Annotated in this window: 18 protein-coding genes; 9 read left to right on the plus strand and 9 right to left on the minus strand. The window is 50.4% G+C overall.

Annotated elements, in window-relative coordinates; all coding sequences use genetic code 11:
• The 9 genes from AAC599_RS19675 to AAC599_RS19715 all read right to left on the minus strand — a co-directional run.
• Nucleotides 1–2,148: heavy metal translocating P-type ATPase (locus AAC599_RS19675; RefSeq protein WP_340152096.1), on the minus strand; the 2,148-nt coding region annotated here is incomplete at its 3' end.
• A gap of 42 nt (nt 2,149–2,190) precedes the next feature.
• On the minus strand, nt 2,191–3,528 hold the full coding sequence (locus tag AAC599_RS19680; protein WP_063093952.1) for an APC family permease: 1,338 nt from the start codon (nt 3,526–3,528) through the stop codon (nt 2,191–2,193).
• Between the two features lie 7 nt (nt 3,529–3,535).
• Nucleotides 3,536–3,985 carry a cytochrome c gene (locus AAC599_RS19685; protein WP_101304749.1) on the minus strand — a complete coding sequence of 150 codons (450 nt, stop codon included), beginning with the start codon at nt 3,983–3,985 and terminating at the stop codon, nt 3,536–3,538.
• A 109-nt stretch (nt 3,986–4,094) separates the two neighbouring features.
• The gene (locus AAC599_RS19690) at nt 4,095–4,430 is read right to left on the minus strand and encodes a YHS domain-containing protein (protein WP_064789705.1); all 336 of its coding nucleotides are present in this window, start codon (nt 4,428–4,430) and stop codon (nt 4,095–4,097) included.
• A gap of 551 nt (nt 4,431–4,981) precedes the next feature.
• Nucleotides 4,982–6,181, minus strand: coding sequence for an ABC transporter ATP-binding protein (locus AAC599_RS19695; protein WP_022733250.1), 1,200 nt, complete (start codon nt 6,179–6,181; stop codon nt 4,982–4,984).
• Between the two features lie 70 nt (nt 6,182–6,251).
• The gene (locus AAC599_RS19700) at nt 6,252–6,974 is read right to left on the minus strand and encodes a copper resistance protein B (protein WP_022733249.1); all 723 of its coding nucleotides are present in this window, start codon (nt 6,972–6,974) and stop codon (nt 6,252–6,254) included.
• Between the two features lie 2 nt (nt 6,975–6,976).
• The gene (locus AAC599_RS19705; protein WP_339860595.1) at nt 6,977–8,662 is read right to left on the minus strand and encodes a copper resistance system multicopper oxidase; all 1,686 of its coding nucleotides are present in this window, start codon (nt 8,660–8,662) and stop codon (nt 6,977–6,979) included.
• Nucleotides 8,663–8,740: 78 nt separating this feature from the next.
• Nucleotides 8,741–9,307 (minus strand): plastocyanin/azurin family copper-binding protein, encoded by a 567-nt coding sequence (locus tag AAC599_RS19710; RefSeq protein ID WP_114090726.1) that lies wholly within the window; start codon nt 9,305–9,307, stop codon nt 8,741–8,743.
• A 154-nt stretch (nt 9,308–9,461) separates the two neighbouring features.
• Nucleotides 9,462–9,743, minus strand: coding sequence for a hypothetical protein (locus AAC599_RS19715; protein ID WP_340152097.1), 282 nt, complete (start codon nt 9,741–9,743; stop codon nt 9,462–9,464).
• A gap of 430 nt (nt 9,744–10,173) precedes the next feature.
• Here AAC599_RS19715 and AAC599_RS19720 point away from each other — a divergent pair, with 430 nt between their 5' ends.
• The 9 genes from AAC599_RS19720 to AAC599_RS19760 form a co-directional block, all read left to right on the plus strand.
• On the plus strand, nt 10,174–10,503 hold the full coding sequence (locus AAC599_RS19720; RefSeq protein ID WP_063089330.1) for a hypothetical protein: 330 nt from the start codon (nt 10,174–10,176) through the stop codon (nt 10,501–10,503).
• A gap of 365 nt (nt 10,504–10,868) precedes the next feature.
• Nucleotides 10,869–11,810, plus strand: coding sequence for a hypothetical protein (locus AAC599_RS19725; protein WP_196871078.1), 942 nt, complete (start codon nt 10,869–10,871; stop codon nt 11,808–11,810).
• Nucleotides 11,811–11,824: 14 nt separating this feature from the next.
• Entirely contained in the window at nt 11,825–12,313 is a 489-nt protein-coding gene (locus AAC599_RS19730; protein WP_196871077.1) for a DUF411 domain-containing protein, read from the plus strand.
• Nucleotides 12,314–12,326: 13 nt separating this feature from the next.
• The gene (locus tag AAC599_RS19735; protein ID WP_155988749.1) at nt 12,327–12,464 is read left to right on the plus strand and encodes a hypothetical protein; all 138 of its coding nucleotides are present in this window, start codon (nt 12,327–12,329) and stop codon (nt 12,462–12,464) included.
• On the plus strand, nt 12,461–12,946 hold the full coding sequence (locus AAC599_RS19740) for a cytochrome c (RefSeq protein WP_063089329.1): 486 nt from the start codon (nt 12,461–12,463) through the stop codon (nt 12,944–12,946). The genes AAC599_RS19735 and AAC599_RS19740 overlap by 4 nt, the downstream gene beginning before the upstream one ends.
• A complete protein-coding gene (locus tag AAC599_RS19745) occupies nt 12,943–13,548 on the plus strand; it encodes a DsbE family thiol:disulfide interchange protein (RefSeq protein ID WP_063093935.1) in 606 nt (201 codons plus the stop codon). The genes AAC599_RS19740 and AAC599_RS19745 overlap by 4 nt, the downstream gene beginning before the upstream one ends.
• Nucleotides 13,545–14,147, plus strand: a complete 603-nt coding sequence (locus tag AAC599_RS19750; RefSeq protein WP_062956576.1) for a TlpA disulfide reductase family protein — start codon at nt 13,545–13,547, stop codon at nt 14,145–14,147. The genes AAC599_RS19745 and AAC599_RS19750 overlap by 4 nt, the downstream gene beginning before the upstream one ends.
• A gap of 13 nt (nt 14,148–14,160) precedes the next feature.
• Nucleotides 14,161–14,577: a hypothetical protein gene (locus AAC599_RS19755; RefSeq protein WP_340152098.1), complete on the plus strand. Its 417-nt coding sequence runs from the start codon at nt 14,161–14,163 to the stop codon at nt 14,575–14,577.
• Nucleotides 14,570–14,756: hypothetical protein (locus AAC599_RS19760; protein ID WP_340152099.1), on the plus strand; the 187-nt coding region annotated here is incomplete at its 3' end. The genes AAC599_RS19755 and AAC599_RS19760, both read left to right, overlap by 8 nt.

Below are 14,756 nucleotides of genomic sequence, written 5' to 3' on the forward strand. Positions count from 1 at the left end.
AATCCCGCTCAAGTCACCTTTGACGAGGGTGAAACCAGCACTTTCAATTGCAACATCAGCGCCCGTACCCATCGCAATTCCGACATCAGCCTGAGCAAGAGCAGGGGCGTCGTTGACGCCATCACCTGCCATGGCTACCTGATGGCCTTCAGCCTTGAGTTCCATAATTAAATTGGCTTTGTCTTCTGGGGAGACATCGGCCCGAATCTCGTCAATGGAAAGTTTATTGCCAACGGATTTTGCTGTTCGTTGGTTGTCACCGGTTGCCATGACGATTCTGAAGCCTTGCTTCTTGAGCGCCTTTAAAGCCTCCAACGTCGTGTCCTTGATCGGATCGGCTACGGAAATGAGCCCGGCAATTCTTCCATCAATAACGACATGCATTACCGTCTCCCCCATATCTCGCCGATCATTTGCTGTTTTATCAACAGCAGAATGATCGATATTGAGAGTCTGAAGGAGTTTACTATTACCTAGGGCAACCGACTTGCCATCCACCTTTCCGGTGACGCCCTGACCGGTTACAGCTTCAAAGTCCTCTGCCTTATCAAGGGACAAGCCGCGCTCCTGAGCAGCACTAACAATGGCGTCAGCCAATGGATGTTCGGATCCTTTTTCGAGCGCCGCAGCGACAGAGAGAACTTCCTCCTCCTGATAGTCTGATTGAGCGATTACACCTGCTAGTTTCGGTTTACCCTCTGTCAAAGTCCCGGTTTTATCGACGATGAGCACATCGACCTTCGCTAATCGCTCCAGGGCCTCTGCATTTTTAATGAGCACACCAATTTGCGCACCACGACCGGTAGCGGTCATGATTGACATTGGTGTTGCCAAACCAAGAGCGCAAGGACACGCAATGATCAGAACAGCGACTGCTGCGACAAGCCCGTATGACAATGACGGATCTGGTCCCCAGATGGCCCAAGCGACGAAGGCAACTAAAGCAACCAGGATAACAGCAGGCACAAACTTGCCTGCAACCGTGTCTGCAACCTTTTGGATTGGCGCTTTGCTTCGCTGAGCATTAGAGACCATATCAACGATTTGGCTCAAGACAGTATCTTTGCCAACCCGTTTGGCTTGGATAATCAGGCTGCCATTCCCGTTGATTGTTGCTCCGGTTACATCATCATCTGGATTCTTTTCAATTGGAACGGGTTCACCCGAGATCATGGATTCATCAACTGACGATCGTCCTTCAACGACAACGCCATCGACAGGTATCTTGTCACCTGGACGAACTCTCAAGCTCATTCCGACGGTCACATCTTCAAGAGGAACTTCCCGTTCAGAACCATCATCTTCAATAATGCGGGCTGTTTTTGCAGCAAGACCCAATAACGCCTTGATTGCCGAACCGGTTCGTTCCCGAGCCCCCAATTCCAACAGTTGGCCAAGAAGCACAAGTACAACGATGACAGCTGCAGCTTCGAAGTACACACCGACATGTCCCTGTGCATCTCTGAATCCATCAGGAAAAATGTCAGGAGAAATCACTGCGACGACGCTAAATATATAAGCTGCGCTAACACCCATCCCGATCAATGTGAACATGTTGAGAGAACGGTTCACCACAGAATTCCATCCACGAACCATGAATGGGAAGCCAGACCACAGGACGACAGGCGTTCCAAGAATTAACTCAACCCAAAGAGTAACGCGTTCTCCAATCATTTCTCGGATGAAACCCAAACCAACAAAGGGCCCCATCGTTAGGACAATCAGCGGCACCGTAAGAGCTGCGCCTAACCAGAATCTCTTTTTGAAGTCTTGAATCTCGGGGTTTGGTTCCTCATTTTCTGTTGGTATATCCATCGGTTCCAGTGCCATTCCGCAGATCGGACAGGAACCAGGTTCGGATCGTATGATCTCCGGATGCATCGGGCAGGTGTAGCGGCGAGAAGCGGATGACGAAGCGCTGTTTGCAGCAGATGTCTCTTCCTTTGCGGATAATACGCTTTCAGGAGAGCTATCGAACTTGCTCTTACATTTCTGGGAACAGAAGTAATATGTCTCATCGCCGTACGGTGAGCGTGGTGTATCGGAATCCAGCGTGACCGACATGCTGCAAACAGGATCGGTTGCATGTTCTGCTTGATCCGACGTTCTGTGATTATGCTGGTGCTTTTTATGATGATGCTCAGACATGGTCTGCTTCCTGCTGTTATGCCTCAATGTCACTGCGGTTTATCAATGTCCTGAGTGATCGTGACTGTGCGCCTTGGCCGATTGGTTTATCCGGTTTGACAGGAACCAACGTTCAAAAATGAACACAGCAACAATCATCAAGGTTGCAATGAGAACAATGGATGGGTCGCTTTGCAATTTCATGCCGGCGAAAACGAGCAATACGATGATGTCAAAGACAATCGCTGTAATCATAACAAAGCCGCGTGCACCTATTTCCTGCCGTAGATACTTAAAACATCCCCAGTGGATGAGCACATCCATGACGAGATAGAAAAACACTCCAAGTGAAGCGATCCGGCTTAAATCAAAAAAGATTGTCAACAGCGCTGCCACGACAACCGTGTAAACAAGCGTGTGGTCTTTGATTGAACCGGACATTCCAAAATGACTGTGTGGGATCATCTCCATATCAGTCAGCATCGCGAGCATTCTTGAGACAGCAAACACGCTTGCAAGTAAACCGGAGGCCGTCGCAACGACTGCGAGCAGCACAGTCAGATAAAATCCGGTAGGGCCCAATGCAGGCGCTGCGGCTTCGGCAAGGGCATAGTCTTTGGCTTTTATCAGTTCATCCAAGCCAAGACTTGAGCCAACAGCGAGCGCCACGAGAATATATACGACAACGCAAATCAGGATTGAGAACGTGATCGCACGGCCAACATTCTTGTGAGGGTTCACGATTTCAGCGCCGCTATTCGTGATCGTAGTGAATCCTTTGAAGGCTAGAATTGAAAGAGCAATTGATGCTACAAAACCGGCTAGAGGAAAACTCGCGCCGTCAGTTGATGACGGCTCGAACGAATATCCACCAGCCCACAGAGCTGCAATTGCAAACAAAGCAATTCCACCGATCTTCAGTGTGGCCATGACCATTGAAAACACACCAACCGATTTGTTCCCAGCTCTGTTGACAGCGTATGCAAAAATGATCAGGCAGACACCCAAGACCGGTATAAGAACTTCAAGCTCTGTCAAGTCAAATGCGCGCAAGACATAGGTTCCGAATGTTCTTGCCACCAAACTCTCGTTGATAACCATCGAAAAGGCCATCAGTAATGCTGCGCCACCTGCTATGGCTCCTGACCCGTATGCTTTTTGAAGGATCATTCCGATCCCACCCGCGGACGGGAAAGCATTTGACATCTTTATATATGTATATGCGCTAAAAGCAGTGACAAGTGCGCCAAATAGGAACGACAACGGGAACCACTTTCCTGCAAGTTCGGCAATTTGTCCCGTTAAAGCAAAAATTCCTGCCCCGATCATAACACCGGTGCCCATGGATATCGCGCCAACGAGCGAGATACTGTTTTTCTTGTATTCTGATTGATGATCCATCCCTGCCTCACATTTGGTGTTTTTGGTACGCGATGCCGTTTGCTTCCTGTAGCTCACGTACGTAACGAATGATCCGTGATACCTGTTCCGAACTTACCTGAGGTTGGGGCGGCATATCGCCGAAGGGCCAGTGATGTTGTTTCGCCCCGTTTCCAACAGCAAGGTAGAATGCGCGGTCTGAATGATGACCCGGATTGTAGATCCGGTGTATCAGCGGCGGACCTTGTTCTGTGCCGCTTGCATTGCGTCCGTGGCAGACAACACAGTTCATATCGAAAAGCTGCTTTCCTACCATTGCTTCCTTGCTGAAACTGGGTAATGCAATCCCACTATCAGTCAGCTCAATATCTTTGATGTCATCTTTCCCGGGCAGAAACGAATTCAGGGTCATGGCGATGATCCCTACTGCGAAAAAACCGATGACCAGGTACTTTAACCAATTGATTTCTTTTTTCATTTCCTTCTGGCCTTTGTTTTATGCGTATACATCGAGTAGTCGAAGAAACGTCAGACAATGCGAACTAAGCAACCTTGGTCAGGTTGCTGCTGCCTATGATTTCGCTGAACTAGCCTTGCGATACATGAGTTTTTCGGGTGATTGCGCTGCCACCGACATAATTGTCTGGTGACGCTTCAAATGCTGAACGGCAGGTGTCTGAACAGAAGTAAAATACGTCGCCGCTATGAATGGTTGTTTTGGCGATGCGCGGGTCGACAGTTTTATGACAAACCGGGTCAACGGCGGAATGAGGGTGCTCCCATCGGATTGCCTCAGCATGACCGTCCGCTTGTTTCTTATTGTGGGTGTGCTTTTTGTGGCCAAACATGTGAGCACCGCAACCAAAGCGCATCATCAATATGATGAAGGCTCCCCAAAGCAACCAACTGAGAATATTTTCCATTTCTCTTTGCCATCCCATAAATACCTTTAAGTCCGACTGTTCTGAATGAAAACAGCATGGTGCCGAATACCGACGCGCAATCTTCACGCAAGCCATCGGCACGCGCAGAAACCAGAACAGTTATTCGCTATTTGTTTGGGAGGATCAGAATATGGGAGGTTGGAAAATCCATGACCGAGATACCGGTTGAAGGGACATTTCTTCTATCCCGTTCTGTACAGGAGAAAACTCGGAAATCGGTAGGATAATCTCGGTAAGGACCGCTGATGTGGAGTGACAAGAAACCTGAGGGCAGCACGAAGTCAGATCATGTTGGTGATCAATGTCGAAATCACTGATTTCTGCAGAATGCGCAGGAAAGGAGCCACTGGACGCGACTGCAATATGGGGAGCAAGCATTATAGCACTGATCCCGACAAGCAGGATCAGTACGGCGCGTATAAGTGCTTGCTGTGCATTCATTGATCAAATCCCCTCTGGGCAGAAGGTAACACATATGCCCCTGAATATCGAGTTACGTTGACCTACCTCAACTATGGGTAAGTCTTTTTTTACCCTGCTTCAGATAGAACCGTTACATCTGCAAACTGATTGTCCGTAATCTCGATTTCCTTGGAGATGTAAGGTTTGATTTCGGAGTATCTGACATGAGCATCGGCTTGCGCCTGATAGTAACGAAAGAGCTCTTTGAGCGGAGCGCCCATGTCTTTGTATGCAGTTAATACTGCGATTAGTGCTCCGAGCGTGAGGTCGCCCTTTATCACCAGATACCCCCCTATTGTGTAAAAGAAGAATGGCGTCATCTGAGATATAAAGTTGTTTAAAGACTTCATGGCGAACTTGTTTTTGTGGATAGAAAGACGAAGATCATGAAGTCGTTTGTATGACCCGTAAATATCCCGAGCACTTGGCTGGTGGTCGTTTGAGATATTCCCGATCTTCTCCCCGAGAACCCTGACTTCTTTCAGCCGCGTTCGAGACAAAGCATTAATTTTCTTTTGAAATCTGGGAATGACAAAAATCTGAAGCGGCAACAGTGCTGTTGCGGCGATGCCCAAGACCAAATCTTGCACGAGCATGAAAGCCAGAATAGTCAGGAACGTGCCACCTTGTAACAAAGGTAATACAATGGACTCCGATGCATACCCAGCTACGGGCTCTACCTCCTGAACAATAACCGGAATTAATTCCCCGCCTCTGGGGGACGGCTTTCGAAAGCTGAATTTTGAGATATCGAGCCGCAGGCGGCGTGACATGTGTTCTGCCAATGCACCGGATTGCAAATTGACCTGGTATTTCAATCCACCATGTAAGCCAATAGCCAAGAGGAACAGCATGCATAGTGCAAGCAACGTCTGCGTCTGTGACAGTTCTATACCCATATACATGATTGGGAAGTGTCCGGACTCTATGGCATTGTTGATGATTAGCTTCGGTAGTTCGAGACTCATGTAAAGTGCCGGTAGTGACGTTATTGCCAGCAGGCCCAGTTTTAGCTGTCGTTTCCATGATGCTCTGAATATGTACTGCAGGAGCGGTGTTCCGTTCTTTGAGAAGGACTTTTGAGCTTGCCACGCAAGAACAGATTTGCGGCGTTTTAAAAGCCTGTATCCCGTTGCACTGAGAATAATAATAAGTGCAACCGGAACCCCAAACACAACCAAATGGAAGACAAAATGAACCCACCAGTGTGCATCGCTTGATATGTAGTGCGTTAAACGGTGCCCCATATCGTGGACGATTTCCATCATCTGTGTCAGGTTCCTTCAAAAGGTTCGATAAAAACAGACAGGGAGGAAAATCCTCCCTGTCAGATGAAGCTTAGAAAAGAAGGCGGAGACCGGTCACGAGGTAAGTTGCTTCGTAATCCTCGCCGTCGTCTTTTGCAAAGTCTGCGGTTTTGCCAAGTTTGCGTTCATAGGCAACCCCAATGTACGGTGCAACGGCTCGGTCGATTAGATCATAGCTAAGCCGCAGTCCGATTTCTGCGCTTGAAAACCCGCGCCCGACCTCTATTTCGCGATCCTCAGAGAATGCTGCATTCAGCTCAAGCGAAGGTGTGAGGATTAAACGATTGGTCAACAAGCCTTCGTACTCAACATCAAGTCGCGCACTACCGTCTCCGGTTTCGCTGACAAACAGGTCAGCGTCGACTTCAAACCATTGAGGAGCAAGCCCCATGATACCAACCGTTCCATACCAACGATCTGTTGTGCTTGGCGTATCCAGACGAATACCGGCCTTGGCATCAAAGAAGTCACTGATTGGTGTTTGCAAGACCAGCCTGTTCTCGAAGTTTTCGTAAAGGTCGTTTTTGAGATCACGCTCGCCTTCGCCTTGCCAGCGCAGCTTCAACTCATCGGTTCCTACAAATGCGTCACCATCCCAAACAAAGAGATTTTCGTCTTCATCACCTGATCGGTATTCAAACTGCTCCATTTGAATGCCATAGAAGATGTGATTGTCTGCTTTGGCAGTGAACGAGAAGGACAGGATCGTGGCAAGAACACCACCACCAATCGCGGCCAAAGTTAGGGTTTTCATTGTTATTGAACTCCATTCTCAAGTGCTGCGACGGCTGGACCGCCCTCAACAATCACTTTGCGGAACATTCCAGAAGCCATGTGATAGCTCAAATGACAATGGAACGCCCATTGCCCTGGTTCATCAACTTCGGTTTCCGAATAAACAGTCATGCCTGGATTGATATTGATGGTGTGCTTTACCGGATCCCATTTACCGTTACCGGTATCGAGGATTGACCACATCCCGTGCAAATGCATCGGGTGTGACATCATGGTCTCATTGACGAACTTGAACCGTACCCGTTCGCCATATTTCAAGCGGATAGGTTCTGCATCTTCGTATTTGACGCCATTGATTGACCAAGTATAGCGCTCCATGTTTCCCGTAAGACGCAGTTCAATTTCACGCGTTGCCGGCCGCTCCGGATACAAGGGCTTCTGTGCTTTCAAGTCGGCATAAGACAAGAACTTGCCGCCATTCGCTGCTTTTGGTGTCAAACCACTGCCAGCGGCATAGAAAGGATCATCTTTGGACATCGCCATCTGAGAGTGATCCATCCCGGCCATATTCGAATGGTCCATTCCAGCCATACCGTTTCCGTTACCGCTGCTCATCGAAGAATGGTCCATTCCGGCCATGTCACCGTGATCCATTCCCATATCAGCCATTGTCAGCAACGGAGCGTCCATGCGTCTGGCTGGCATTTCAGCTTTCAGCCCTTCTTGCGGTGACAGCGATCCGAATGCATATCCCGAGCGCCCCATTGATTCAGCCATGATTGCATACGGCTTTTCAGCTGTCGGCTGAACAATCACATCGTAGGTTTCTGCAACCGAAATGCGGAATTCATCAACCTTGACCGGTTGAACGTTGTTGCCGTCGGCCTGCACAACAGTCATTTCAAGTCCCGGAATACGGACGTCGAAGTAAGTCATGGCAGATGCATTGATGAAGCGTAGGCGCACACGTTCATTGGCCTTAAACAGGCCTGTCCAGTTCTGCTCTGGTGACTTCCCGTTGATCAGACCGACAAATCCCTGAACATCTTCGATGTCGGTCGGCATCATGCGCATGCTGCCCCAGTCACCACGTTCCGACAACGTCGCACCGAAGCCATTTTCAGAGACATCACTGATGAAATCGCCAAGGGTGCGTTGGTTGCGATTATAATAATCGGGCATCATTTTGAGGTTGCGCAAAATACGTGCGCCGGAATGCGGGTGCTTGTCTTTCAGGACAACCACATACTCCCGGTCGAACTTGAACGGTTCTCGCTTTTTGGGTTCGATAATGATCGAACCATACGCCCCGTCCGGCTCCTGAAAACCGGAATGGCTGTGGAACCAGTAGGTACCGCTTTGCGAGACTGGAATGCGATATGTGAATGTTTCACCAGGCGCAATCCCCGGAAAGCTGATTTCCGGCACCCCGTCCATCTGATAGGGCAAAATAAGTCCGTGCCAGTGAATGGACGTTGCCTCATCAAGATTGTTGGTCACCTTGATGACAGCCTCTTCGCCTTCCTTCAAACGCAAGGTCGGGCCAGGGGAAGACCCATTATATCCGATACCTGTGGTTTTCATTTCACCGGTATCAATTGTAACGTAATCAACAGACAGATCGTAATTCGCCGCATTGGCTGTCGAAGACACAGCAATAGCGGCCAGCACACCCCAAAGGGCACTGCGGGCAAATTTCTGTTTCATTTTTTGAAATCCAAAAAGATCAGGTGCGCCAGAGGCCCAAGGGAGAAAAACCTCTGGCGCAGGAAGGTGGATGACCGATTACTGCAGGCGGACTTTGCCGACCATGCCGCTTTCATAGTGACCCGGGACATTGCAGGCGAACTCAAGTTCCGCTTTCTTGGGGAACGTCCAGATCACCTCAGCCGACTTGCCCGGTTCCAGCAAAACGCTGTTGGGGTCGTCATGCTTCATGGTCATTCCATTCCCCATGTCCATTTCCATCATGTCCATGTTGATCTTGTCGGCCTCAAGCGCTCCATGTTCCATCATCATCATCATTTCTTCCTGATGACCTGCATGCATGGCTGCAGTTCCAATGTTGAATTCGTGAACAAATTCGCCCTTGTTCTCGATAACGAAGCGAACGGTTTCACCGCCCCGGACAATGATTTTTTCCTTGTCGTAGAAATTGTCTTCCATAGTGATTCTGATCGTGCGCCGCACATCGGATATCTCGCCGGGTGCCCCGATTTCCGATGCACCGTCATTATGACCGCCACTATGACCCGCACCCGCAAAGGCAGGTGACTGAAGACCGACAAGCGCGCCAAGAATAAAGGTTGAAACGCTAACGCGACGCATAAGGGAATTCTTGAAGTTGGGCATGTATATGCTCCTAATAGATATTCAGTAAGAAGGCCCTCGTCCCATGTTCAATCACGACAACAGTCTGCGCTGCTGTAATTCAGGCAAAACGCTGTTTCATTCGAGGAACAGTGATTGAACCAGGCAAAGGGATGTTCGGAAAATCTGAAATATCTCAGGAACGCGGAGGCTTGGCTCTAACGTCCAAATCTGCGGAAGTCAAAGTCAGGTCCTGATACCAGTATGTTACCGCAAGCACCGTTGGGCTGGAAGACAGAACACCTTCTACTTCTTTAACGAACGGGCCGCAAACCGCCATACCGCAAAGATCCGCATGCATGTCACGTCGATCATGTTGCGAGCTATCAGAAACATCGATCATGACGCCGTGATGATTGTCATGGCCATGTCCCGAACCTGCTTGCACACCCTCAACCCCCGACAGCAGAACTGTCATGGCTATCGCGATTGCAAGAAAGCAGGAAAGAATGCGCACGGAACGTTCCTTAGTGATGCATTGCAACATACGCAATATCGGGCTCCCCCGGTTTCGTCAAGTGGCAATATTGTGGCAAAGACAGACTATTTCACGAATTTACATCTGCTGCTTGAGCCATCAGCAAGGTGAAAACAATAGATTACTGCATTCGTCGCCATGAAATCACGTTATGCGCTACAGATGAACAACCTGTTGTGCTGAGTTATTCACTAATCTGCGGGTATGACTTGCTAACAATCAATTTATAGATGAAGCACAATCAAATCCTATTAAATGCTGCGTAACCCAACAATTCTCCTAGTCTCTGGATATGGGCACAGAGGTGCAGCAATAGGATTTACTGTAGTTCGATATAGACAGCATCGCATCCTTGGGATAGAAGTAAACCATGCTCAATCGCATCAGGTTTTTGACCATACTTTTGATAGCTGCTTTTGCCGTCGGGACAAGTTTCCAGACGGTCAATGCTGCTGTTATGGAGGTCGGGATGCCGATGGCGGAATTGGCAATGGACAATTGTCAGGATTGTTCTGGCAGCGGCGACATCATGCCGGACTGCGATATTGCGTGCCCTCAGGTATCAACTATCGCAATTTCGCCTGTACAAGTTGCAATACCTGCACTCGCCTCAGTCGAGCATTTCGGGCCGACAGGCAGCCTTACCGGCCGCTCAAACTCTCCCGATCCATTCCCTCCCAGAACCAACACTCTGAACTGATATCTCCTTAATCCGTTTTGGTTTGAGGATATCAGTGTCATGGGGCATCACCGCGATTTCTCATGACATGCTTCGTGCCCGCAATTTTTGTTGTGGGCCTTACAGCTTCTTCAGACAAGGTTGGAAATCATGTTTTCCGATCTACGGGTGCCAAAATGTCGGCTTTGGTCGGTATTTCTTGGCGCAGTCGCGACATGCACCAAAGCATAGCTTCAGCTTCACTCAACGAGCAGGCGGCAATCCGCCCCGGCCTTGAGCGTCCCGCTTTTACTGGTGCCCGGCCTCTGAAGATCAAACCTTATAGGATCATTGTGAGCGGGATTCGGATTACGTTCTGATGCTCCAACTCCTTGAGAAACTTGCATATGAAAAGAAATACCATAGTCGCGGGCTCTGTTTCCAGACGTGCGCTGCTTCGCGGTCTCGTGACATGTGCTGGCCTCTACCTGTTGCCAGCAACAACCCTTGCCGCGGTTAGTGAAAGCTCAAACAGTGCAATTGCTTTTGATAGCAATGCGCTGATTATTGCACGCGGGTCATTGCTTCTGTATCGCGATAGGGATCGAAACTGGATAACATTGCCGGAGATGTCGGCAGGTTCCATTCTCACACTTGCAACACATCCGGAACGGCCGGGCCGAGTTATTGGTGGTCTGGATACCGGCAGGATTGTTCTGTCTGTAGATGGCGGGAAAAGTTGGGACGTACGTGGGCAAGGACTGCCAAAAGCGGCAGTCACTGCCATCACAACTGCGGCGACAAACCCAGATACCATATATGCCGCCATTCGCGGTGACGGCTTATGGCAGAGCGATGATGCTGGTCAGTCATGGGTGTTTGTCATGGACCGGCCATGGTTAGCGAATGCCGAGCGAGATCTGACAGCACTGTCTTCAGTCGATCTGGCAACCGGAATGGGTGGGATCTGGCTATATGCCGGAACCGATACCGGTGTAACGCGTGTGCCGGATTGTTTCTGCCGTTGGCAGGATGTTCAGCCGGGCGATGCCATGGATGCTCTTGCGTCCGGAAAGCAGGCAACTCCCAAAGTACCCTTACCTGAGGGTGAACCTGTGAGTGCGCTGGTCAGTGCGGTATCGCGACCGGCCACACTTTATGCCGGATTGCCATCCGGAATTTGGCAATCGCAGGATGCGGGTGTCACCTGGTTAAAGCGTTCAGAAGTTATCGCAACAGCACTCGCGGTTCATCCGCTACGCGCTGATGATCTCGTAATTGTGAATAACGACGGGGTTTTACAAAGCCCAGACGGTGGCAGGACGTGGACCGCCATTGCGAACATATGATGATGGAGAAACAGATGAGAAAATTAGTGATTGTGACAGGTGTTGCGATTCTGGCTGTTGCCGGAAGTGCTGCATTTACAATGTTTGCTCCGGGAAAAGGAGAGGCGCAAACGAACGTGACAGTAGCTGGTGAGAGAAGCAAATCGATCACAATCTATCGGGATCCGAACTGCGGATGCTGTGATGCCTATGGCGAATATCTTGAGACCAATGGATATCAGGTTACCCGTGTCGATGATCGCGATTTCGACAAGCGATCCGTTGCCGCCGGTGTCCCGGAGCAAGGGCTGGGCTGCCATTTGGCCGAGATTGACGGATATGTCGTAAGCGGGCTGGTTCCCGCCGAGATCATTGAACGGATGCTTGATGAACGCCCGGATATAACGGGTATCACGCTGCCCGGCATGCCACCAAATGCGCCGGGCATGGCACGTGAAAAAACCGGGACGCTGAAAACCTATGCGTTCGGAGAGGACGGCATTGCCGTTTACGCCAATGAATGAGTGTTTTGGACAGATGATGGATGGTTCGATGATGGGTGGCCCGATGATGATGCTGATGATGGCAGGAGGCGGTCTTGTGTTTCTTCTGATCCTTGCGATCCTGATCATGAGCGTTCTCGCGTTGTTTAAATATCTTCGGGGCGGGAAATGAGTGCGGTATCGCCCGGATCAATGGTCACCGGATTAATGGCTGGCGTCGGCATGGCTTTGTTGTTCGGCGTGATGGATGCCAGCGCGAAGCCCGAGAATCTGACTTTTCTCGAAAAGCCGCTCACTCCGGAACAGATAGCACTGGGCAAGGATGACTATGTTGAATTTTGCGCATCGTGTCATGGCTCAAATCTTGAGGGGCAGAAAAACTGGAAGCGCCGCCTTGACACCGGGCGGATGCCCGCGCCGCCACACGATGCCAGTGGCCACACATGGCGCCATAGCGATCAGGAACTGTTTGCGATCACCAAGTTCGGGGTTGGCGCTGTCGTGCCGGGGTATGAGAGCGATATGCCTGCATTTGAGGATGTGCTGAGTGATGAGGAGATCATCGCGGTACTCGGTTATATCAAGAGTGTCTGGTCGGACGAAGAACGCGAATTCCAGCACAATCTCAATCTTAAAGACGGGAGGGCGAGATGATTGCAGTCCCCAAAGAACATCGCCCGCAGAAACGGTTCAACCGGCTGATCTATTTCTTACCGCTTGGCATAGCATTGATATTGGGTGTGGCCCTAGCGAAGGGATTAACTCTTGATCCCAACACACTCCCCTCTGCCCTGTTGGGTAGACAGGTCCCGGAATTTGACCTTCCACCGGTAAAAGGTCGAACACAAGGTTTGTCGAGTACAGATATCAGAGGTGAGGTGTCGCTGGTCAATGTTTTTGCCTCCTGGTGTGTTGCGTGTCGCGAAGAGCATCCCGTGTTTATGAAACTGGCTCGCGACGGCACCGTCCCACTGCATGGCCTGAACTATAAGGATCAACCTGACGACGCTGCAGAATGGCTCGATAGTCTTGGTGATCCCTATACGAGAACCGGCGCGGATATTAATGGACGTGTGGCGATCGACTGGGGCGTCTATGGCGTCCCCGAGACCTTCGTTGTCGATGCGAAAGGGAACATTGCATACAAGCATGTCGGGCCGGTGACGGAAAAAGTGATGGCCGAGACCATTCTGCCAAGGGTCGAAAAATTGCGTAATGAGGCCTCAGGTGCCGGAACTGCGGAGGCACCTCGATGAAGAGCCTCTTGGTGCATATGAACCTGAAAGTGGGGTTTGCCGCTGGCATCATACTGGTGGTTGTTACCACATTGACCATAGTTTCGTTACGCAACGAGAAGAATGTCACCGATCAGGCAGCGGACAATGTAAGGCAGAGACAACAGCGCTCGTTTGTCATGCATGACGTTCCCCGGCCTCTTCCCGAATTCGGGTTCGAAAACGCCGAAGGTCAACCCATGACACTGAGTGATTTCGAGGGAACGGTCGTCTTGCTGAATGTCTGGGCTACCTGGTGTGTTCCTTGCCGCGAGGAAATGCCGACCCTGGATGCCCTGCAGGCCGAACTCGGCAGTTCGGAGTTCAAAGTCGTTGCCTTGTCGATCGACCGGGCCGGAGCGGATGTCGTGCAGGATTTCTATAGCGAAATCGGCATCCGGAATCTGGACCTCTTCATCGATCCAACCATGAAAACCACGACGGCTCTGGGCATCCCCGGTTTACCGACGACGCTTCTGATTGACAGGAACGGCCGCGAGCTTGGTCGACTTGTCGGACCGACCGAATGGGCGACAGCAGAGATGATAGATTTTCTTAAATCCCACATCTACACCGATTGAGGAAGGAACTCCTATGACCGAGATACAACAAGCCAAATCCGGTAATACCTCGCTTGGGCATGACGTGGTTCATGCCGTTCGATATTACCTGAAGGGACGTCGCGGTGTATTTGTGCTGGCTGGAACTGCCCTTGTCGCTGGGCTTGCATTTAACTGGAGCTGGATGGTTGCGGTCGGCATTGCACCTTTGCTCCTTTCTGTTCTGCCTTGCGTAGCCATGTGTGCGCTGGGTTTATGCATGAACAAAAAGGCCTGTTCGTCGAAAAAGAGCGCCAGCGATATCGCCCCTTCCTCCGATGAAATCCCGAAAAACAGTCTTCCCGGCAATGAGGCCGGAAGGTCCCCGGCTGCATCAGGCGCAAATATAGCGTCTTTAACTCCGCAGTCGGGACATGAGTCCACAACCGAAAGGAATGTTAAAGATGCGTAAGTCAATCAAACTCACCGCTATTGCCACAATGATGGTCGCGGGACTGGCGACAACAGCCCTTTATGCCCAGGAAGCCCAAACTCCGGACATGCAATCCCCGATGATGGAGCATGACGGCAATTCCGGCATGGGGGATATGCAGGGCATGATGGGTATGATGAAGATGATGAGCCAGATGG

Origin of the sequence: uncultured Sneathiella sp. (genome assembly GCF_963976355.1) — a bacterium.
GTDB lineage: Bacteria > Pseudomonadota > Alphaproteobacteria > Sneathiellales > Sneathiellaceae > Sneathiella.

Bases quoted from the DNA above. Each gene is read 5' to 3' on its own strand.
- AAC599_RS19680 (WP_063093952.1), bottom strand. From the start codon at position 3,528: ATGGATCATCAATCAGAATACAAGAAAAACAGTATCTCGCTCGTTGGC.
- AAC599_RS19685 (WP_101304749.1), bottom strand. From the start codon at position 3,985: ATGAAAAAAGAAATCAATTGGTTAAAGTACCTGGTCATCGGTTTTTTC.
- AAC599_RS19690 (WP_064789705.1), bottom strand. From the start codon at position 4,430: ATGGAAAATATTCTCAGTTGGTTGCTTTGGGGAGCCTTCATCATATTG.
- AAC599_RS19695 (WP_022733250.1), bottom strand. From the start codon at position 6,181: ATGATGGAAATCGTCCACGATATGGGGCACCGTTTAACGCACTACATA.
- AAC599_RS19700 (WP_022733249.1), bottom strand. From the start codon at position 6,974: ATGAAAACCCTAACTTTGGCCGCGATTGGTGGTGGTGTTCTTGCCACG.
- AAC599_RS19705 (WP_339860595.1), bottom strand. From the start codon at position 8,662: ATGAAACAGAAATTTGCCCGCAGTGCCCTTTGGGGTGTGCTGGCCGCT.
- AAC599_RS19710 (WP_114090726.1), bottom strand. From the start codon at position 9,307: ATGCCCAACTTCAAGAATTCCCTTATGCGTCGCGTTAGCGTTTCAACC.
- AAC599_RS19715 (WP_340152097.1), bottom strand. From the start codon at position 9,743: ATGACAGTTCTGCTGTCGGGGGTTGAGGGTGTGCAAGCAGGTTCGGGA.
- AAC599_RS19720 (WP_063089330.1), top strand. From the start codon at position 10,174: ATGCTCAATCGCATCAGGTTTTTGACCATACTTTTGATAGCTGCTTTT.
- AAC599_RS19725 (WP_196871078.1), top strand. From the start codon at position 10,869: ATGAAAAGAAATACCATAGTCGCGGGCTCTGTTTCCAGACGTGCGCTG.
- AAC599_RS19730 (WP_196871077.1), top strand. From the start codon at position 11,825: ATGAGAAAATTAGTGATTGTGACAGGTGTTGCGATTCTGGCTGTTGCC.
- AAC599_RS19735 (WP_155988749.1), top strand. From the start codon at position 12,327: ATGATGGATGGTTCGATGATGGGTGGCCCGATGATGATGCTGATGATG.
- AAC599_RS19740 (WP_063089329.1), top strand. From the start codon at position 12,461: ATGAGTGCGGTATCGCCCGGATCAATGGTCACCGGATTAATGGCTGGC.
- AAC599_RS19745 (WP_063093935.1), top strand. From the start codon at position 12,943: ATGATTGCAGTCCCCAAAGAACATCGCCCGCAGAAACGGTTCAACCGG.
- AAC599_RS19750 (WP_062956576.1), top strand. From the start codon at position 13,545: ATGAAGAGCCTCTTGGTGCATATGAACCTGAAAGTGGGGTTTGCCGCT.
- AAC599_RS19755 (WP_340152098.1), top strand. From the start codon at position 14,161: ATGACCGAGATACAACAAGCCAAATCCGGTAATACCTCGCTTGGGCAT.